The 21,285-nt window shown below is 34.9% G+C and carries 16 protein-coding genes and 2 pseudogenes; 13 read left to right on the top strand and 5 right to left on the bottom strand.

What is annotated here, in order from left to right:
- The 6 genes and pseudogenes from ASG31_RS18575 to ASG31_RS11760 form a co-directional block, all read left to right on the top strand.
- Positions 1 to 366, top strand: a pseudogene (locus ASG31_RS18575) (Vgr family protein); the annotation flags it as partial.
- A gap of 792 nt (positions 367 to 1,158) precedes the next feature.
- Positions 1,159 to 1,884 (top strand): annotated as a pseudogene (gene lptB, locus ASG31_RS11780) (LPS export ABC transporter ATP-binding protein); the annotation flags it as partial.
- Positions 1,885 to 2,272: 388 nt separating this feature from the next.
- The gene (locus ASG31_RS11775; protein WP_056032547.1) at positions 2,273 to 3,550 is read left to right on the top strand and encodes a hypothetical protein; all 1,278 of its coding nucleotides are present in this window, start codon (positions 2,273 to 2,275) and stop codon (positions 3,548 to 3,550) included.
- Between the two features lie 162 nt (positions 3,551 to 3,712).
- Positions 3,713 to 5,437, top strand: coding sequence for an ABC transporter ATP-binding protein (locus ASG31_RS11770; RefSeq protein ID WP_056032614.1), 1,725 nt, complete (start codon positions 3,713 to 3,715; stop codon positions 5,435 to 5,437).
- A gap of 89 nt (positions 5,438 to 5,526) precedes the next feature.
- Entirely contained in the window at positions 5,527 to 6,033 is a 507-nt protein-coding gene (locus ASG31_RS11765; protein WP_056032544.1) for a hypothetical protein, read from the top strand.
- A 190-nt stretch (positions 6,034 to 6,223) separates the two neighbouring features.
- Positions 6,224 to 7,174: a helix-turn-helix transcriptional regulator gene (locus ASG31_RS11760; RefSeq protein WP_056032541.1), complete on the top strand. Its 951-nt coding sequence runs from the start codon at positions 6,224 to 6,226 to the stop codon at positions 7,172 to 7,174.
- Positions 7,175 to 7,523: 349 nt separating this feature from the next.
- Here the strand turns inward: ASG31_RS11760 and ASG31_RS11755 are convergent, their stop codons facing one another.
- Positions 7,524 to 8,015 carry a DinB family protein gene (locus ASG31_RS11755; protein ID WP_056032538.1) on the bottom strand — a complete coding sequence of 164 codons (492 nt, stop codon included), beginning with the start codon at positions 8,013 to 8,015 and terminating at the stop codon, positions 7,524 to 7,526.
- A gap of 633 nt (positions 8,016 to 8,648) precedes the next feature.
- On the opposite strand from ASG31_RS11755, the gene ASG31_RS11750 reads away from it, so the two are divergent.
- Positions 8,649 to 9,221, top strand: a complete 573-nt coding sequence (locus tag ASG31_RS11750; protein ID WP_056032535.1) for a cob(I)yrinic acid a,c-diamide adenosyltransferase — start codon at positions 8,649 to 8,651, stop codon at positions 9,219 to 9,221.
- Between the two features lie 104 nt (positions 9,222 to 9,325).
- Positions 9,326 to 10,015: a thiamine diphosphokinase gene (locus ASG31_RS11745; protein WP_056032532.1), complete on the top strand. Its 690-nt coding sequence runs from the start codon at positions 9,326 to 9,328 to the stop codon at positions 10,013 to 10,015.
- Here the strand turns inward: ASG31_RS11745 and ASG31_RS11740 are convergent.
- Entirely contained in the window at positions 10,012 to 11,292 is a 1,281-nt protein-coding gene (locus tag ASG31_RS11740) for a hypothetical protein (RefSeq protein ID WP_056032529.1), read from the bottom strand. The genes ASG31_RS11745 and ASG31_RS11740 overlap by 4 nt on opposite strands.
- Positions 11,293 to 11,462: 170 nt before the next feature.
- On the opposite strand from ASG31_RS11740, the gene ASG31_RS11735 reads away from it, so the two are divergent.
- The 3 genes from ASG31_RS11735 (at position 11,463) to ASG31_RS11725 (ending at position 14,779) form a co-directional block, all read left to right on the top strand.
- A complete protein-coding gene (locus tag ASG31_RS11735; RefSeq protein ID WP_056032526.1) occupies positions 11,463 to 12,854 on the top strand; it encodes an arginine decarboxylase in 1,392 nt (463 codons plus the stop codon).
- 245 nt (positions 12,855 to 13,099) lie between these two features.
- On the top strand, positions 13,100 to 14,173 hold the full coding sequence (locus tag ASG31_RS11730; protein WP_056032523.1) for a DUF4274 domain-containing protein: 1,074 nt from the start codon (positions 13,100 to 13,102) through the stop codon (positions 14,171 to 14,173).
- A gap of 162 nt (positions 14,174 to 14,335) precedes the next feature.
- Complete coding sequence (locus ASG31_RS11725; RefSeq protein WP_056032520.1) at positions 14,336 to 14,779, top strand: DUF4262 domain-containing protein; 444 nt, start codon at positions 14,336 to 14,338, stop codon at positions 14,777 to 14,779.
- On the opposite strand, the gene ASG31_RS11720 is transcribed toward ASG31_RS11725, so the two are convergent.
- Positions 14,776 to 15,435 (bottom strand): HAD family hydrolase, encoded by a 660-nt coding sequence (locus tag ASG31_RS11720; RefSeq protein WP_056032517.1) that lies wholly within the window; start codon positions 15,433 to 15,435, stop codon positions 14,776 to 14,778. The two genes, ASG31_RS11725 and ASG31_RS11720, sit on opposite strands and share 4 nt — an antisense overlap.
- 371 nt (positions 15,436 to 15,806) lie before the next feature.
- Here ASG31_RS11720 and ASG31_RS11715 point away from each other — a divergent pair, with 371 nt between their 5' ends.
- Positions 15,807 to 16,667, top strand: coding sequence for a methylated-DNA--[protein]-cysteine S-methyltransferase (locus tag ASG31_RS11715; protein WP_056032514.1), 861 nt, complete (start codon positions 15,807 to 15,809; stop codon positions 16,665 to 16,667).
- A 95-nt stretch (positions 16,668 to 16,762) separates the two neighbouring features.
- A complete protein-coding gene (locus ASG31_RS11710; RefSeq protein WP_056032511.1) occupies positions 16,763 to 17,374 on the top strand; it encodes an alpha-ketoglutarate-dependent dioxygenase AlkB family protein in 612 nt (203 codons plus the stop codon).
- A gap of 64 nt (positions 17,375 to 17,438) precedes the next feature.
- Here ASG31_RS11710 and ASG31_RS11705 read toward each other — a convergent pair whose 3' ends face one another.
- Entirely contained in the window at positions 17,439 to 18,620 is a 1,182-nt protein-coding gene (locus ASG31_RS11705; protein WP_056032508.1) for a hypothetical protein, read from the bottom strand.
- A gap of 45 nt (positions 18,621 to 18,665) precedes the next feature.
- On the bottom strand, positions 18,666 to 21,230 hold the full coding sequence (locus ASG31_RS11700) for a TonB-dependent receptor domain-containing protein (RefSeq protein ID WP_056032505.1): 2,565 nt from the start codon (positions 21,228 to 21,230) through the stop codon (positions 18,666 to 18,668).
- Positions 21,231 to 21,285 lie beyond the last annotated feature (55 nt).

Raw genomic sequence — 21,285 nt, 5'->3', positions numbered from 1 at the left:
GCTTTAGGCGGTTTTGCTGATAACAGAGTGAAATCCATTATGACCAGAAGCGGGCATAAAGTGGTCTTTACGGAAGATGAAAGTATTATTATTACAGATAAAAGCGGTAATGAAATTCATCTGGATACAACGGGAAGCAATATTAATCTTACGGCACCTGAGACGATGACTTTAAATTGTAAGAATATGTTTATAAATCTTGCAGAAAGCATGACTTTTGCGATTGGAAACAATCAAAATACTTCTGGTGGGGAAAATCAGAGCAATACAGTCGGAATGAGCCAAATGGAAAGTATTTGTATGATGAAAAATCTGTCTGTGGAAGCTAACTTTATGAGACTGTTGTTGGTAAGATGGTCGAAATGATTACAGGAAATAAGGAGAGTAAGATACAAAAAGATCGTATCAAAAAAGTAGTGGAAAAATTGTAACACAAAGTGAAGGAACTAATGAATTTCATTCAGAAAAAGAAGTTCAAAATAGTCTTGGAGAAATCTAAAAAATCACCAAGAGTACAAAATTATAAGCAAAGATACGTATTTCGTAGGCGATGTTTATTTTTGAAAAATCCCAAAAACCGGTTAAGCAATGAGTATGAAACATTATTTTACAACAGCAGTTATCTTTTTCGTTTTCCTGTTCACACTTCCTGTCTTTCTATCCATTCATTTTCTGATGAGGTCTCCTCATCGTGCATGAATTGTTCTTACTGGTCAGAAGTGCTTTTTTATTCAGTAATTTGTACAATTTTAGTACCCATAATCCTTTTTGCCACAGACAAATTGAATTTTAAAAAGTTGGCAATTCCCGTTGTAGTTATTCTTTTTGTAATACTTACTTTTTTTGGAAACCTTAGTGTTTTCAGTGACAGAGTTTCGGCATGGAGCAGTTATTCCACTCAGGATGAGATTTTTGCAGTTTTGTCAGCATCAGGTTTATATCTGATAATTGGTGGATTGTTACTGTTTGGTACGTTAAAAATTTTTAAACTAAACCGATGATATTGATTTTTTTAGGCAGAAATTTATAATCTATTTAAATCAAAGGATCATTTCATAATCATACCGAATAGTAATATCGTTGATTTGATCCTGTCAATTTATTTTCCCCGAGGAACAGACTGTCATTCCAATCCAAAAAAACTTTATCTTTGCCTTTATGATTTTACGAGGAGAAAACTTAATCAAAGAATACGGTCCCAAAAAAGTAGTAAAAGGCGTTTCTGTACAGGTTCAGCAGGGAGAAATTGTAGGTTTACTCGGCCCGAACGGTGCCGGAAAAACCACTTCATTTTACATGATTGTAGGATTGGTTAAACCCACCTCAGGGAAAATTTTCCTCGATAAACAGGAAATCACAACCGATGCCATGTACCGCCGTGCCCAAAAAGGAATCGGATATTTGGCTCAGGAAGCTTCCATCTTCAGAAAATTGTCTGTAGAAGACAACATCATGGGTGTTTTACAACTCACAAAACTTTCAAAAAAGCAGCAGCAGATCAAATGTGATGAACTGATTGAAGAGTTTTCTCTTCAACACGTCCGCAAAAACCGTGGAGATTTACTTTCCGGTGGTGAAAGACGTAGAACTGAGATTGCAAGATGTCTCGCGACCGACCCGAGCTTTATTCTTTTGGATGAGCCTTTTGCCGGAGTAGACCCGATTGCCGTTGAAGATATTCAGAAAATTGTACGAAGCTTAACCGACAAAAACATCGGAATTCTGATTACCGATCACAACGTACAGCAGACTTTGGCGATTACCAACAAAACCTATATCATGTTCGAAGGAAAGATCCTGAAAGAAGGTCTTCCCGAAGAACTGGCAAACGACCCGCAGGTAAGAGAAGCTTATTTAGGAGAAAATTTCGTTTACCAAAGTATTTTCGACAAGCCAAGCAAGAAAACATACGCTTACAACATCTGGGCAGGAAATTTCGATTCAAAATCTCACCTTCAGGGTTTTGTAAACGATAATTTTACTCAGTTTGATGATTTAAGATTGCTTTACGGCTTCGAAGATATCAGTTTCGCATCATTAGGAAATTCAGATATTCAACACATTTTCAATGAGGTAGTTGATAAAAACGCCAACAATGCTTTCGTTTTCCAAAAGAAGGAAATCAATTCAAACTATTCATTAGAACAGGCAGAAGCAAACTCCAAAGCAGCGAGCAAATCTGAGTTACATTATTTGACGACTTATGTTTTTGAAGGTTAGACAACTCTTATTTATAATATTCTGTGCGACATCTGTATGTTTAAACGGGCAGTTGACCATAACGAGCCCTTTCTTCTGTGATTCATCCGAAGATTCTTATCAGTTAAATTATGGAATCAGTTTATGTGATCCAGAAAAAGGAAATTATGAAGAAGCAATTAAATTTATTAAAACAGAAGGATTAATCCGAAAAACAAAAAATAAGTTCTATTTGCAAAGTCTGATTAATTTTCAAACAAAAGGAAAGAAGATTACGCATGAAATAATAGATGCTTCAGAATATAATCAAAAGGAAAAAGAGATTCTTAAGTTATGGTTATTTGCTGTGACAAATAATGATGATGATTACACGATAGTCCTGAAAGATGTTGTCGGAAAATATAAAGATGATTTTGATGTAAAAAAAATTGAATTAAGAAAAATCTTAAATGATCGATCCGAGTTAATTTTCACAGTAACCGATTTTGACAGTCTCTCAAACAGCATACAGAAAATTGTACAAAATCCTAAATTGTCAAAAGAAGATAAACTGTATTTTCAACTGTTGAAATTAGATTCTGATTATTACGTTTATGGTAATGAGAAGAATTTAGAAAGCCTTAGAAAAAAAATTATACTTGAGTATGCTGGGCTGTGGAAGAAGAACAGCCTGTATTTTTCAAAGAAATATTCCAGATTGGTTTTCAAAGTTAAGTGTGAGAATGAAAAGGAGTATTTTGAAATAACAGATGAACGCGAGCCTGGTGATGATATTTTTGACGATTATCGTGAAATTTATTTTGGGCAGCCAGTGGCAGGTATTGCAGGCAGCGATAACAGCAAGTATGTTGCTTTCATCAAAAGAAATCCTCTATATTTTGGTACTCATGAAGCAGGATTTGATTTGACTAAGATTGACTGGAACAAAAGTCCCAAGGAAGTTGAAACCAAAGAGCAGTTTCAGGAATTTATACGGAATATAGACAATCTTATCGCCGAATTTCCCGGTGCTATGGGACCTAAAATGATTTATCTGGATGCCCTCATTAAAAATAAAAAATTTGTGTACGACAAAGATTTGGATTTTTACCAGACCGCTTTTTTAAAGAGAATAATTGACGTTTTTGCACTGAATCAAAGGGCAGATTTTACAAATCATTTTGATTATTTCAGAGATATTCTACAAACAGATTTGCCTAAAATAAGATACAGGGAATACTATAAAGTTCTTTTCAAACAGGTGAAAATGAAAAATGAAATAGAGATTCTTGATTATCTGCAGCTTGTAAGAAAAGATTTTCCAAACAACAAAAACTTAAAAGTAATAGCAGAAGAATTTTCTAAAATTTAATATTTCGCCATAAATTAAATTATTACAATAATTCGTACCTTTTCTCACAGAAACGGTACGTTTTTCATTTAAAACCAATTCATGGCAAAACCTTTCACACGAGCACTCAGTATTTTCGGGATCTACAGACAGCTGAAACCATTTATCAAACCTTACCGTCTGATGATTTATGGGACCTTGTTTCTCACTTTTTTAGGAGCAATAACAGCTCAGGTCAATGCTGTCGTTTTAAAATACACGGTTGATGAAGTCGAGAAATTAACCAAACTTCCCAGTCCGATGTCGGAAGGCATTCATGTGCTTCTGATTATTTCTGCGATACTTTTGGGAAAAGAAATTGCCAATATTTTTATCAGTTTCGGACAGAAATTTTATGGCGAAAAAATCAGGATCAATGTAAGTTCGGTCTTGGCGCAGTCCGCAATCGATAAAATTTTAACGTACAAGGTTGCCTATTTTAGTGATGAAAACCACGCTTCAGGAAAGCTTCAGACCAGAATCGACCGTGGAATTGAGAGTTTAACCAAACTCGTTCAAAACTTTTTCATCGATATTTTGCCGATGTTTTCAAATGCCATTATTGCATTGGTGATCATGTACATGCAGAATGTGTATGTCGGTTTGGTTTCCACAATTATTGTCCCGATTTATTTTTATGTCACTTCAATGCAGGCGAAAAAACTGGGCGGTGTAAGAAGACAGCTCCGAAATCAGCGTGAGCAGAAAACTTCCGGACTTTTAAATCTAATCAATTCCATTTTGGTAATCAAAAGTTTTGTCCGCGAAAAATTTGAAGGTAAGAAACAGTATGATCTCCAGATGCAACTCATGGAAAGCCAGATGTACACCAGAAAAACCAGCTTCATTTACGAGGGATTGAAAACATTTATCGAGCAGATTGGGGTGGTTTTGATTATTTTATTGACGGTTTATCTCGTTTTAAATCAGCAGATGACTTTGGGAGCGATTATGCTTCACATCATGTTGTTTAATAACGTTTCGTCGCCTATAAGACAGCTTCACAGAATTTATGATGATATGAATGATGCGATGATTTATGCAGAAGGATATTTTGAAATTTTAAATGCCGACGCAGAGACTGAGCCAAACGGAACTTTTGTTGAAAATAAAATCAAAGGAAATTTTGAACTCAAAAATATCGATTTCACTTATCCCAACGGTACAAAGGCGTTGCACAATGTTTCAATGATTATCGAAAACGGGAAAACCACGGCATTGGTTGGCCTCAGTGGAGCCGGAAAATCTACGATCATTAATCTTTTATGTAAATTTTACCTTCCCGATTCCGGCGAAATTATTTTGGATCAGGTTGATCTTAATAATTTTGAAAACGCTTATCTCAGAAACGACCTCGGTTTGGTTTTACAGAAAAACCATATTTTTCAGGGTAGTATCGAAGACAACATCCGCTACGGAAATATGAATGCCGGTTTTGAAGAGATTGAAGAAGCCGCCAAAAAAGCCTATCTCCACGAGCAGATCTTAGATTTACCTGAAAAATATCAGCATGACGCCACCCAACTTTCAGGCGGACAGCAACAGAGAATTGCGATTGCAAGACTATTCCTCAAAAATCCGCCGATTATTTTCCTTGACGAACCAACGGCAAGTCTCGATGCAATTGCGACAGAACAGATTAAAAATTCTTTAGATGCGATCAAAGAAGGAAGAACGGTGGTGATTATTTCACATTCACTTTCCCAGATTTTAGATTCAGATAAAATTTATGTGATGAAAAAAGGACACGTTGTTGAAAGCGGAACGCATGACGAACTGGTTCAGATGAACGGAACTTACCGTGAGATTTTTGATGCTTCCGCGAGGAGTTTGAATCTGGATAAACTGATGAATACTTTCAAAAATTAATGTACCAATGTAACGGTTTAGCAATGTAGCAATGATTTATAATATTCTCATAAAATATTTTAAGCCACAAATCGAAACTGAAATACACGATGAATCAAAGAACTAAACATTTATTAAATTCAATTTTATTTGCATCAACGTCAATCTTATATTTTTTTCTTGCTTACATCGGTTATGGAAAACAGAATCCTGACTTAACAAAATATGCTCATTATGAAAATGTAATTACTGACAAAGGGATAGGTATTCATTATGGTAGGAAAGGGCGCAAATCAAATGTCTTTTATTTGTCTTTAAATGGCCTCGATGAAAATTTAGGAGTTTACAGGATGTCAAAAGAATATGATGATTTGCTTAAAAAGATAAAAATCGGTGAAAGGGTTAAAGTGTATTATCAAAAAAGCAATAACAAAACCGAGAATATCAATATTGATTTAATTCAAGTTGAAAAAGATGATCAAATTCTAATTGGTAAAAATGAATATGAGAGGAAAGAAAGCTTTCTGATCTATATTGGTTTGATTGGCGGCCTGGGTACATTATTTATGGCTTACAGATTTTATAAATACCGAAATATATTCAATAGCAGAAAATAAAATAAGAATCTCAGTTGATAAGTTTTGTTAGGTTTACATAAATCTAAATTAAGCCGTCTGCTTAATGAATATCTTGAGATATTTCCTTAATTAAGACTTAACAGCTTAACCCAATCTTAATGGTTTAAAATTTCAGCATTTCTAAGTTTAAATTTGATTCAGATTAAAGTAAATTTGTGAAGATTTCAAAATGAACGATCATTACCTCAAAAAACTCGACCGCGTCACCGCGATTCTCACTCAACTACAGTCAAAACCGATTGTAAGAGCTCAGGATTTGGCAGAAAAATTTGAAGTGAGCGTAAGAACAATTTACCGTGATGTGAAAACCTTGGAAAATGCCGGAATTCCTATCGTTGGCGAAGCGGGGAGCGGTTATTCTCTGATGGATGGCTACAAACTTCCGCCTGTGATGTTTACCAAAGAAGAAGTTTTGAGTTTTATCACTGCCGAAAAACTGATGCAGAAATTCTCGCACGAAAGTCTGGGAAATCATTATCAGACCGCCATGGAAAAGGTGCGTTCCGTTTTAAGAAATTCAGATAAAAACTTAATTCAGAATATTGAAAATCAGATTGGTATTTACAATTACAATCCGAAGAAGGAAGACACGATAAAAAATATTATTCCGACAATTCTGGAAAGTATTGCAGAAAAACAGCAGATTTCAATTGAATACAAAACTGTTGACGACAAAATCTCAACAAGAACCCTCGAAGTGGTAGGTGTATTTTTTGAATTCAGTTATTGGTATATGATTGCGTACTGTACTTTGAGAAATGATTTCAGGCAGTTCAGAATCGACCGGATTTTAAGCATTACCAAAACACAAAACCCATATCTGCAGGAATACGGACAAATCAACGACTATCGCCAGGGCCCAAACGGAAATAAAACCATTGTCAGACTTTTGGTAGATAAAAAAATTATCGGGCACCTGAACAATTCCAAGATTTATTACGGCCTGACCGAAGAAAAACAAACCGAAAACGGCACCGAAATGATCTTCGAAACCGAATGGATTGACGAAGGATTCCCACGCTGGCTGATCACATTTTTCGATTACGCCCAAATCATCGAACCCGAATTCCTCAAGATAACCATGCAGGAACTGATCACAAAAGTTTCAAAAAACCTCTGATTTCACAGATACATTCGTGCATTCGTGGCGCTAGAAATCTCTCACAGATTTCAAAGATCTTCATAGATTTTTAAAATCAATCTCCTCCATCTACAAAATCCGCGGGAGAAAAAAATCTTTCACAAGCATTTTAGTCAGAAACATCTGTGTAAATCCGTGTAATCCGTGCGCAAAAAAAAATCTCACAGATTTCAGAGATTTCTACGTATAATAAACGAAAATCTTCGATTTTTAAACTCATGTGACTCATGTGTCAAAAAAAACTCCCACACATTCCACAGATACTCACAGATTTTAAATCCGCTCTATCTGCAAAATCTGCGGGAGACTAAGAAAGCATCAAAGACGCCTAAAATCTTTCCCAGAAAAACGGCGGCACAATTCCCAGCGCTCTCAGATAGACAAATCCTTGTCCACGGTGATGAACTTCATTATCAATGAAATATAAAATATTCTGATACACCGGAAACTCATACTGACCAAATAAATTAAACGTTTCCTGAAATCTTTCCTCAGAAATTTGGTTGAAATAATGATTAATCACTTCCGTCTCAGAATCCCATTTTGCCAAAATTTCTTCCTTGGTTTTAGGCTGAAAAGCTTCCTCAGAAAACGCTTCCACCTGTCCTTCCACGATTCCCTTCAGAGCCGGACCGGCGATGCTGATTAATTCCACTGCCAGTTTTGCAAAAGGTCTCATTCCGCCCACGGAAAATTCAAATAATTCCTTCTCAGGAAACATTTCAATCACTCTTCTTGTCAGGTTTCTGTGTCCCTGCCAGTGCTCCAAAAGCTGTGCTGATGAGATAAACTGTGTCGTTGCTGTTGCTGTAGTTGTCATAACGTATTTGTTTTGTTTGTTAATGTTAAAACAAAGGTAAGTCTAGGTTATGACAACAGTTTGTCAGTAGGATTTTTAAGTTTTAAAAAATAAGTAAAATTCCCACAAAATAAAATAAATTTCCTCACGTTATTGTGAAGTTGATAACAGAAATTCAGCTACTGAATGTTGTCACAAAAGATAATTTTGAATCTGACCAATCTTTCACAGGTTGGTCTTTTTTATGGGCAATTATTCATGAGTAATTGGTAATGAGTAATTAGTAGAATCCCGAATCTCTAAACTCGAATCTCGCATCCCGAATCCCGAATCTCGAACCTCGAATCCCGATTATTTTTTAGGAGCTTAATCCTGCTATCCGCTGTATCTTTTTTTGTAGCGATCTCCACTTCGTTACGTACGCTACAAAAAAAGGATGCCGCTACTATCAGGGCTAGGGGAGTTTGCTTTTTCAGAACATTTGAATTTCATTTTCAAATTTTTGTAAAAAGAACTACTTTAGTCGTGCGAAAAGAAATGACTTTCCAAATTCAGAATTATCTGAACTTTAGTCATCTTTCAAATCAAAAATCCTTAATGTTTAAAAACTGTTTTTATAAATTCATTATTTTAAACATTTAAACCTAACAGAAAATGAAAATTTACACCAAAACAGGAGATAAAGGCCAAACTGCACTATACGGCGGAACAAGAGTTTCAAAAGCCAGCGCTAGAGTAGACAGCTACGGAAATATCGATGAGCTCAACTCATTTATAGGAATTTCTAAAAGTCACATCACGGATGAGGAAGTTTTAAAACAACTCAAAAAAATTCAGTTTGACCTCTTTACCGTAGGTTCAGAAGCAGCAACTCCGGTTGACAAACTCATGCTCGCCAACGGAAAATCCCGACTTCCATTAATCATTTCCGACACTGAAATCGAAGAACTCGAAAACTGGATGGATGCTTTTGAAGAAAAATTGGAGCCTTTGCAATATTTTATCCTTCCAGGAGGCGGAAAACCGGCGACGTTTTTACATGCAGCAAGAACAATCTGCAGAAGAGCTGAACGTTCACTGGTTTTCTTAAATGAATCTGAAGAAGTAAGACCAGAATTAATTAAGTACTTAAACAGACTGTCAGATTACCTTTTTGTTTTGGCAAGATACATCTCAAAAATCAACAATGAAACTGAAGAATACTGGAATCCTAGTGAAAGAGGCTAGTAGGAAGAGACAAGAAACAAGTAAAAAGAGCCAAGCTCCGAATGGACGTTTTTTACAAATTAGTTGTATTGAGTAAAATGAAGGTTCATTAAGAAATTAAAAGAATGTCAAGTAATTCTGATTATAAAAGTTTTGAAAGTCCTTTTCCTTCGGCAAGGGATTTAGGGCGAGGAAAATGTCTTCTCTTCATCAACGGAGACGCTCCGAAATCGCTGCCTGATTTGGATATTTACACCTTAATTGCCTGCACCGACGGCGCTTTCCATTATCTGAAAGATTTGAATTTTCCGTTTGAGAATTTAGATTTTGTTTCAGGAGATTTTGATTCCCATTCCGGATTTGACGAAAATGTTTATAAAGATAAATTCATTTACACGCCCGATCAGGAAAAAACCGATTTTCATAAAGCTTTGGAAATTATTGCTGAGAAAGGTTTTAAAAATATTGACGTTTTTGGCGGAAGCGGTGGCGAGCAGGATCATTTTTTGGGAAATCTGACGGTCGCTTATTCATTTAAGGAAAATTTAAACATAACATTTTATGATGAATTTTCCGAATATTTTTTCATTCCCAAAACTTTTATGCTGAAAAATATTAAAAATAAACTGGTTTCCCTTTATCCTTTTCCCACAGCAGAAAACGTGAATACCAAAGGTTTAAACTGGGCATTAAATAATGAAAATCTGAGCATTACCTCAAGAATCGGAACCAGAAATTTTGCCGTTGAAGACGAAGTTTCTATCGAATATGAAAAAGGAGATTTGCTGGTGTTTGTAGGAAAACAAAGAAATTAATAAATCCATCTCTTTTTATCATAAGTTTTTTCACTTTCCGAATTTAATCTCTCCTCTGTTTGGGATCTTTCCTCTTCTTCCTCTTCCTCTTTAATACTTATTAAAATATTTTCTGCTAACGCAGCAGCAGGTATATTTCCAAACAGAATTGGTGCAGCTTCAAAAGTGATCTCAATCAAATAAGATGATGTAAGAAAAAACCATTGGTGAGGATATTTGATGTATATATTAGTAAACAGTTTTTCATTTTCATATCGATTTTTTTTATAATAAATTTCAACATCTTTTTTTTGAATACCATCTAAAAATCTACCTTTATCACTAAAAGAAATCTTGGTCATCATTCCCCCGGAAATAGACAGCGTAATTTCGTTTTCTTCGGTTATAATTTCATAATTTGAACTTAGTGCACTCTTAAGAGCTAAAAAATAAGATCGATCAGTGCTTGACAATTTTATAGAATTTTGGTCAAATCTATCAGTAATCTCCCCACTAAAATTCGGAATCTTTTTATTGAGGATTTCTGAAAGTATTTCTCTCCAATTTCTGATAAATAATTTTTCATCACTAATATGGTCTAAAAGCTCAGAATTAGAAGTTTTAAGTTGTGTTTTTAGTTTGAAGTTATCTTCATATCCTAAGCCGATGAATGTTAAATCTTGATTCAAAAATATTCTGTAAAAAAAGATAAGTGCCTCTTCTTCAATTTTTAAAGTTTTTACATGGCCTGATTCTGCTTTGATATTTTGGCATTCTAATAACAACTTCTGTTTTATCTCTACTAGAACTTGTTTTAGAACATTTTGTATCGAAGTCAACTCCAGTTTTTTATCCGTACAAATTTTTTGCAGGTTATCACTTGAAAAAGAATTATCACAAATATTTTCAAAATTCTGATTAATATTAGTTATACTTTCCGTAAAATTTTTATTGCTTAATAATTGGTCGTTTCGATAATCATAAAAAAATCGATGCTTAAATGACTCTGAAAATTGAATTATTAAATTGTGATCGTATTCATTTTTTGCAAGATTTTTTTTTGCCTCCAAATATTCTGATTTTATACTTTGAACATTTGTACATTCGATTACATATTTATCAACAGAAACCTTTTCAATATAACCAATAAGCACATCTGAAATTGGGCCATTTTCATAATCAAGTTGTTTCAAAAAGTACGGAATAATTTCTTTTTCTAGTTTACCTGCAAGTATTTCAGCTTTTGTTGTATTTCGTAAGATTGTTGAAATGTCATTTTTTAGTTTTGCGAGAGTCATTGTGATATTTGTTTATATCAAATTTATAAATAAAAGCGAAAATACTTTGAAAAAAATTGTGAAAAAGATAATATTAGATTGGTGCAAGAACTTATAAACTTTAAGAAAATTTAAAACTAAAAAATCAATCTTTTTTAGCAATTTTGCATTCTTAATTCACTTGCTAGAAAATGAAAATAAAGTACTCGGAACTTATTGATCAGACATTGTACTTCCCAACCGAAGAATTCAATGTTTCTGAGAACAATTTGTCTTTTCACGATATTCCCCTGATGGAAGTTGTTGAGAAGTTTGGAACGCCTCTTAAGGTAAGTTACCTCCCGAAGATTTCTCAGAATATACAGAAGGCAAAAGGCTGGTTTAAAGAAGCTTTTGAGAAAATCGACTACAAAAAAAACTACAGATACTGCTACTGCACAAAATCGAGTCACTTCAAATTTGTCATCGAAGAAGCCCTGAAAAACGATATTTCCATCGAAACTTCTTCAGCGTACGATATGGATATTGTGAAATCTCTTTACAACGAAGGTAAAGTTGATAAAAACATTGAAGTGATTTGCAACGGCTTCAAAACAGACGATTATCTGGCGAAAATTTCGGATATGATCAACAGCGGTTTTGAAAATATTACGCCAATTCTGGACAATTACCGTGAGCTGGACAAGCTTACAGAAAGCATCGACACTACTTTTGACATCGGAATCAGAATTGCATCCGAGGAAGAACCGAAATTTGAATTCTATACTTCAAGACTCGGAATCGGATACAAAGATATTATCCCTTATTACAGTCAGAAAATTGCGGAACATCCGAATGCGAGACTGAAAATGCTTCATTTTTTTATCAACACGGGAATCAAGGACACTGCGTATTACTGGAATGAATTATACAAATGTCTTCGTGTTTATGCACGTTTGAAGAAAATTGCTCCTGAAGTCAATTCTCTTAATATCGGTGGCGGTTTCCCAATCAAAACATCTCTACAGTTTGATTATGATTACCAGTACATGGTGGAGGAAATTGTTTCTCAAATCAAGAAATTCTGTGAAGAAGAAGGTGTGGAAGAACCAAATATTTATACAGAATTCGGAAGTTTTACTGTAGGAGAAAGCGGTGCGAATATTTATAAAATTATCTCTCAGAAACGTCAGAACGACAGAGAAAAATGGAACATGATTGATTCTTCTTTCATGACCACACTTCCCGATACGTGGGCGATCTCAAGACACTTTATCATGCTTCCGCTCAACCGTTGGGATGATACTTACGAAAGGGTTTTTCTGGGTGGATTAACGTGTGATTCTGACGATTATTACAATTCTGAACAACATACCAACGCTATTTATTTACCGGTTTTCAGCGATACAAAACCTCTGTACATTGGCTTTTTCCACACCGGAGCTTATCAAGAAACTATCGGTGGTTACGGTGGTGTTCACCACTGTCTGATGCCTCAGCCAAGACATATTCTGATTCAGAAAGATGAAAATGGTGAGTTTCAGTATGAAATTTTCAGGGAAAGACAGGGACCTGAGGATATTTTAAAGATTCTAGGGTATTAACCTGCTCCAAAAAAATCAGTGATTTTTCACTATTAATAAAAACGATAGCCGTCAATTTGATGGCTATTTTTGTGGTAAATAATTGTGTATATATCTTGAGAGAGAATTTACTTATATGTGAAATATTTTTATCTTTGAAAGAAATGAAAACGAAATAAACATCGCAAATCTGCTTGTTTTACTATTGATTGACGAAGTTTGGTTTCTGTTATAAACAAGTTGTCTACAATCTATCCTAAAAACGTATGAAATACAAAGTTTCAGAAAAAAGAGCTGAATTTTTAAGAGAAAAGTTTTTTGAATATTCATTCAGAGGGATTGATTTGGATTTGGATACACTCAATAATATTACAGAACCAATTGAATTGGATTTTATTGCGAGAAATCATAATTATGATGATGGCAATGATATTTTATTAAAAATTATTGAAAATCCGAATTGTGATTTATCGACAATAAAAATGATTTTCTTTAGAGCTGATTTAGATGGCTTTTTAGCACGAAATATAGAATCCGAAGATTTTGAATTAATTAGCAATATTGTAGCAAATTGTAAAAAAGACTATTACCAATCTGAACGTTTTTATTATACTCCAGAGGAAGATTCCTACAAGTTGGATTTTGATTTAGATAAAGCAAATAGTATTTTTCCTAAGATATTATTTGGTAAATCTAAGGGAAGGAAAATCGAGCCAAATTTTGCAGAGTTTTTTAAACAGAGAAATATTCCCAAAAGTAATATAAATATTGAAAAACTTGCAGATAAAATAACAATTAGGTCAGCTGAAACACTATTTGAATATGATTTTCCAAATAATTTTAAAATAATTTGTGAACAGAAAATTAACCAATTTATTGACAACTATAAATTTCCACAAAATTTAAAATCTACATTTTCTATATCAGACAAACTGCTAAAAAAAGTTGTTATAAATCCTCAAGTTGTTTTAAAAAATGACAATACTACTATTATTCTTTTTCTGTTTAATGCAAAACCATTAAGAATGGAAAATGCACTCACCAATGTCGCTACGATAATGAGAAATGAATTTTCCTATATTCAGGCGTTTTTCCAAATTACAGGTGTGGAAGAAAATTTTGATAAAATTCGCAGAATTAAATCTAACGAAAACTGGTTTGCAATAAGTAGAGGAATGCAAGTTAAAATAGAAAATTTTCAAGAGGAAAAATATCTTAAGATTTTAATTACTGAAAAAGGCGATTTCCTCTTTTATTTCACAATATTTTCTAACTCAATTGAAAATTTAGAATATGAAAAAATTCAAGAACAAATAATAGATCATATAAATGTGCAATAAAGACTATAGTTAACAAGGTATTGCCAAAAGCGAGGCTGAACGGCTTCGATTGGGCATTTGTATAAGGTTTAACTTTCGTTCTTCGATTGAACTTTACTGCTAAAAACCCCGTCTTCGGCAATATCCAAACCGTTATATGCAAATTTTAAAAAGAAGCGAAAGATGAGTGATTTAAAAAAAGAGAAATACTTCAAAATGGTGTATGACAATATAGAAAATTATGGATTTCATAATACCTACGTTATGGAAGAAATTGGATTTACACCTTTTGGATACTCAACAGGTATTTTTAAAAACTTTAGAATCCCTGAACTTTTCATTTCCGGACTTCCAAATGGACTGACAAATACTTTGATTAATAATTATGCAGAGAGGTACAAGTTCAAAGAAGTACCTTTAAATCAAAAAATAGACGATTTGACTGACCGTTTTCCTGTTTATTTCATTGAGGTTAAAAACGAATTGCTACATGAATATGCATTAACCTCATTTAAATTTTATGAGAATTCGGAATTTAAGTATTTACAGTTAATATTTCCGGATCTGAATGGACTTTTCCCAAGCGAACCAGAATATGACTATGACCAAACGATATTGTCAGTTTAAAAGAATTTCGAAATCTTACCAACTTCCAGTTCAGCATAATCCGAAACAATAATATTTGCCAAACTGTAATCCTGATTGTGTGTATGAAAACTTTTGTACGCAGCGCAGAAAATTCCTGCTCTGTGAGCGGCCAGAATTCCGTTGGTAGAATCTTCAATCACCATGCAGTTTTCGATAGGCTGACCCGCCATTTCTGCTGCCTTCAAAAAGATTTCAGGATGAGGTTTTGATTCATTTAAATTGGCTCCGCTTATTTTTCCGCTGAAATATTTTTCAAGTCCGAATTTTTCAAAAACCATGTTGATGGTAGTCATTGTTGCTGAGGATGCCAAAATCAGGGTAATTCCGTTTTCGTAATAATGTTCAATCAACTTTCGTACTCCGGTAATCAGATCAAATTCCTCATCATTATAAAAATAATCTTTAAAATGAGCCCGCTTGAGAACCGACATTTCCTCGTGAGTTCCCGACAGATCAAAATGATTAATGATGGTCTCAAAAACTCTTTTGGTGGAAGCGCCTGTAAAAGAGGTGTATAATTCTTCCGAAACAGCAACTTCAAGCTGATCAAAGGTTTTAAAATAGGCTTTTCTGTGCAGCGGTTCTGTGTCTACAATCACGCCATCCATATCGAACAGCACAGCTTTTAATGACATATTTTCTGTTTTTGCAAAGGTAGGGATTTTGAGGTTAAGGTTAAGGTTGAGGATGAGGTCGCATTTTTAATTTGAAAATTTATTCTTTAGAAAAGAGAGAAGCGAAACTGCGGAATGTAGGTAGAAACATTTTACTATGGACAAAAACAAGGTGCGAAGCACCGAAATATTGGTAACTTTTTGCTGGTAAATTCGTTGCTCCATAGAAGCAAAACCTTTGTTCTAAATATTGTTGTCCTGTAAATTCTAAATATTTGTAATTTCATTGTCATCATATTTTTACCTCTTTAATTTGAATTTAAACCAAATTCCACAGGAAACGGATTTTTTCTTCGGATTTTTCTTCTGAAATTTGTTTTAAATAAAAAAGCATGACGGCTCAGCAAATTTTAGACTATCAGAGAATTGCAAAGGCAATAGATTATATTCAGAAACATTTTCAGTTTCAGCCAAATTTGGATGAGGTGGCGGAATTTGTGGGTTTGAGTCCGGCACACTTTCAGAAAATGTTTACGGATTGGGCAGGGACGAGCCCGAAGAAATTTTTGCAGTTCATCAGTTTAAATCATGCGAAAAATCTTTTAAAAGAAGAAAAAACAAATCTTTTTGATACGACTTTGGAAACAGGTCTGTCGAGTACGAGCCGTTTGCACGATTTGTTTGTTAAAATTGAAGGCATGTCGCCAGCAGAATATAAAAATGACGGAAAGAATTTAAAAATCAACTACAGTTTTTCAAAAAGTCCTTTTGGAAATTTAATATCGGCTTCCACAGAAAAAGGAGTTTGTTATATCGCTTTTGATGATGATAAAATGAAAGCTTTTTCACATTTAAAAATTAGATTCTCTAATGCAGAATTTGTTGAAAAAAAAGATGATTTGCAGAAAAATGCGTTGTCTATTTTTAATGAAGACTGGGAAAATTTAAATAAGATTAAACTTCATTTGAAAGGAACTGATTTCCAGTTAAAAGTCTGGGAAAGTCTGCTTAAAATTCCAATGGGAAGATTGTCAACTTATGGAAATCTGGCTCACGATGTTGGAAATCCCAAAGCATCAAGAGCGGTTGGAACGGCGATTGGAAGTAATCCCGTGGCGTTTTTAATTCCATGTCACCGTGTGATACAGTCGAGTGGTAAGGTCGGAGGGTACATGTGGGGAACCGACAGAAAACAGCTGATGATCGGGTGGGAGAGTGCTAGGGTTTTTACGGATCATCATATTTTAAAATAAATAATTCTCTCTCACAAATCTCACAGATCTCACAGATTTACACGGATTTTGTGTGATAAATTCGATGCAAGTACTAAGTAATTTATAGTTGTAAAATGCTCAATCTTTTCGACGATATAACAAAATTTCCAATCAATATTCTCCCGCAGGACGGAATCACAGAATATTATGGTAAAATATTTTCTGAGGAGGAATGCCTGAAATATGAACAATATTTATTAAACCAAATTCCGTGGGAAAATGATGAAGCTGTTATTTTCGGAAAGTTGATTTTAACAAAAAGAAAAGTGGCCTGGTTTGGAGAAAAAGAATTTGAATACACTTATTCCAAACGGACAAAATACGCCAAAATCTGGACGCCGGAATTGCTGGAATTAAAACAAAAATGTGAACAAGTTTCAGGGGAAACCTACAACTCCTGTTTACTGAATTTATACCACGACGGCAGTGAAGGAATGGCCTATCACAGCGACGGCGAAAAGGATTTGAAGAAACATGGTGCTATCGCATCATTAAGTTTTGGTGCCGAAAGAAAGTTTTTGTTTAAACATAAAACCACCAAAGAAACAATCGATATTTTCTTGGAAAACGGAAGTTTGTTAGTCATGAAAGGAACTACGCAGGAAAACTGGCTGCACCGCCTTCCGCCCACGACTAAAGTGAAAACTCCGAGAATCAATTTAACTTTCAGGACGATTGAAGAATAAAAAGAAACCTCCTCAGAAAAAATTCTGAAGAGGCCTTCTCAATTGATATGAAGAAATTAATTGATTATTGAATTCCAGCCCATCCTGCAGCCCAAGTAGGAGCAGTTGTTCCGTTTCCGGCACCTGTAGCAGATGCATCTTCAGTGTAGGTGTTTGTCTGTAATGTTGCAGTTGGGCTTCCTGTAGTAGCTTTCACAGAAGCTTTTGTAGTAACATTGTCAAATTTCACTCTCGTGATTCTGTTTTGACCGTTGAAATATGCTACAGACTGATCATGCTCCACGTTGATACCTGTAGTCCAGCTTGACAATACAACGTTATCTATTGATGCGTAAGTACCTTCTCTTAATTTTAATCCGTCAGATTCACCGGCTGTACCACCAATGAACGTTGCGTTTTTAATTGTAGGGTTAGATCTTGGGTTTGCGTCTTTGTTATCAGCGTTGTTGTCAGCTTCAATTCCTCTGTTTCCAACACCGTTTGCTCTTCTTTTGGTGAAGATATTTGTAGCAGTTCCGTTCCATCCTTCTGTCCAGTCAAAAGCATCATCTTCGTTGTAGATAGAAACGATATTTGATACGTTTACAGTTCCACCGAAGAATTCGATACCGTCATCAGATCCGTTCACCATAGATACATTGTCGATTACAGTTCCGTTGCCCACTCCGAAAAGAGAGAGTCCGTTAAATTCTTTAGTTCCTGTAAAGATTGCACCAGCATATTCTATTCTTACATACTTTAATGATCCTGAGTTGTCATTGGCAACTGTACCTCCATAGATAGAATCACCAACTTCTGAAGTAGCCGTTGCTCCTCTGTTGATTGGTGCTTTACCGCAGATCACGATGCCTCCCCAGCTTCCCGGCGTTGGGTTTGGAGATGTGAATATTACAGGATTTGTAGATGTACCGTTAGCAAATATTTTTGCATTTTGCTCAACTACGATGTATGCAGAAGTACCACCGTTAGCTTCAATTCTTGTTCCCGCAGGGATTGTTAAAGTACCGCCACCTCTAACAATTACAGAACCTGTAAGTTTGTAAAGTTTAGTAGCGTCAAGAGTAATGTTTTCTCCGGATTTAATTTCTCCTTTGAAATTTGCCGGGTCAGAAGCGATACCGGTGCCTGTTCCTGGATTGATGATTAATTCTTCATCATCGCTGTTGTCACTACAAGAATGAAATACTACAGCTGTTGTAGACATAATAAATGCTGCAGCTAATAATTTTAAAGTGTTCTTTTTCATTTTACAATATTTTTAAATTTTTATTTAGATTTTATTCAAATTTTATTAAAATTCGTAAGAAACGCTTGCTCCAATACCAGCACCTCTTTTGTATTTTCTTGAAATTTGTTCTCCAACTTTATTATCCTGTACTCTCGTGAAATAAGGGTTAAGTAAATTTCTGCCTGAAAGCGAGAAGCCCATTCCGTTGGCCAGTTTTATTTTTAAAGTGGTATCCAGAGTGCTGAAAGCTTTATCTACCAGATTCCCTTTGTTTTGTGTACCGATTGCGTAGATGTTGTCTGAAATGTAAGAGTAAGAAACTACCAAATCAGCTGTGTTTTTGTTACCCCATTTTTGCTCCAGTCCTAAGTTGGCATTTGCAAGGAATTCTGATGCTCCCTGAATTTTGTCTTTGGTAACACCATCATTCAGAGTTATAGCAAACTTCGTGTTTTCTCTTCTTACTTTATCTTCGTCAAGATCCTGCTCTGTATTCAGATAAGTTCCGTTGACGAATGTGTATAATCTTGTTTTGCCAGAATCATAAATATCTTTTCTGATTTCTGCTTCTAAACCTAAAACTCTTCCGGTATCACCAATATTCAGGAACGAGACACTGTTGGAAGATGATGCAATTACAATTCTTGCCAATGGATTTTGTATGTATTTACCAAAAGCAGTTACTGAGATCAGCTCATTCTTCTTTGGAAACCATTCCCATTTCAAATCAACATTGTAGTTGTCTGCAAGATAAGCATCACGGTTACCTAAGCTGGATTCGTCGATATCTTCATACTCAAATGGAGCAACTTCCAGCAGCAACGGAGTAGTGTATGTTTTTGATCCGGCTAATCTTAAGTTATGCTGATCGTTCAGGCTGTACTTTAAGTTGAAAGCGGGTAAAATTTTAGAATAATCTTTATTTACTTTACCTCCGTCCGGATATAATGTTGTGTTGTAAAGGATCTCCTGTTTCAGGTTATCATAGCGTACACCCACCTGTGCAGTAAATTTTTCTGAGAATTTGTAATCTACATTTACATACCCTGCATTATTCATTATTTCTGACGTAAATGCCTGTGGAATGAATGCAGTCGGGCTGGATTTAATGTCTCCTCTGAAAGTTACAATATCAAAGAATCCACCTGCCTGATAGTTGGCATTGTTAAAAAATGAATCGTAATTATTTGGATCTACAAAATAAGTTCCCTGAAGAGGTAAAACACGTAAATTATATTGAGTAGCTTTAAAATCGCTGTCTTTATATCTACCGCTGTATCCTAAAGTGATTTTTGTGTTTTCTCCCAGTTTATAGTCAGCATGTACATCACCTGTGAAATCATTCTCAAGTAGTCTGTCGTAGTATCTGTTGTTTGCCCCGGGATTTGAGCTTGCAAAGAAGCTGTAGTTCTGAACTTTGTCCAGAATTGTTACATTCTGCTGTCTGTCTGGTCTTCTGCTGTCCAGTCTGTTATAACCTAAGTTCCAGCTGATTTTTAGAGGTTCAGTAATTTTGTGCTCCCCTCTAAGTTGATTAACAAGTAAGTCATTTGTTTTGTAAGTTGCTCTTCTCAGCTGAGTTGTAAATCTCTCCTGAGCAACATCTACATCATAGTAATCTCTGTTGTAACCATTGTAATTCCCCAATTTCTGTTCAGTAGTATGAATATAGTTGGAAGAGATATTAATGTTGTGATTACTGTTAATTTTATAATTTACATTAAGTAAACCGGTACTGTTGGTAGTGTATTTGAATTCTTCAGAATTGTTATAGATTCTGTTAGGACCAGTTGTGGTATCAAAAGATCCACCTGTAATTCCCTGAAAATAATCATAGCTGTTATCAAATCCACCGTATCCGAAAATGCTTAGCTTGCCCTGTTCCCCAATTTTAAAATTAGTTCCGAAATCAAAGCTTAAATTAGAATTTACCGGGTTATTAATTTCCTGGTTCTGTAAAGATGTTTTGAAAACATATCCTCTGTTTAAGACAGCATTTTTAGAAGGCTTTTCAAGCATTTTGGTTCCAAAATAATTCGGTCCGTCCTGCAGAAAATAATTGTTCTTCTGAACAGCGTTAAAATTTACAGAAGATCCCAAATTTACTTTAAAATAAGGCTTTCCGGTATAAACTTTAGATACGATATCTACGTTGGCACCAGACATATCTCCCCAAAGTCTAGGGTTGTACACTTTTTCCAAACCAATAAAATCAATCATATCAGTTTTGATGATACTCAAATCGATGTTTTTGTATAAAGGATCGTTGGAAGGAACCTGAAGTCCGTTGATCGTTGTAGAGTTGTTTCTGTCACCAAGACCTCTGATGAAAATCTGACCGCTGCCTTCCTGCTTCTGAGAACCGGTTGCTTTAGTTACCGCTACAGACGCATCGCCTACACCTTGTTTTTCCAACTGAACAGAACCAACGCGTTCTATTACTTCTACTGATTTTTTCTGCAGACCGATGATGTTGGATTCTGCACCTTTCTTTGTTGTTCCCTGGATCACTACACCTTCAATTTTCTTTTCAGATTTTGCGGTGTCAGATTTCGTTTCCTGGGCGTACATTACAGCTCCTGTTGAGGTTAAAAACAAAACTGCAATACTGATTTTTCTAAAGTTCATTTCTTTTTTACTAATTTCTTCGCTGCAAAGGAACTAAACAATTATGCCTGCTTTG

It is taken from the genome of Chryseobacterium sp. Leaf404 (assembly GCF_001424145.1).
Lineage (GTDB): Bacteria > Bacteroidota > Bacteroidia > Flavobacteriales > Weeksellaceae > Chryseobacterium.
Note: the sequence above shows the minus strand (reverse complement) of the source record. Positions and strands in the feature narration are given on the sequence as shown.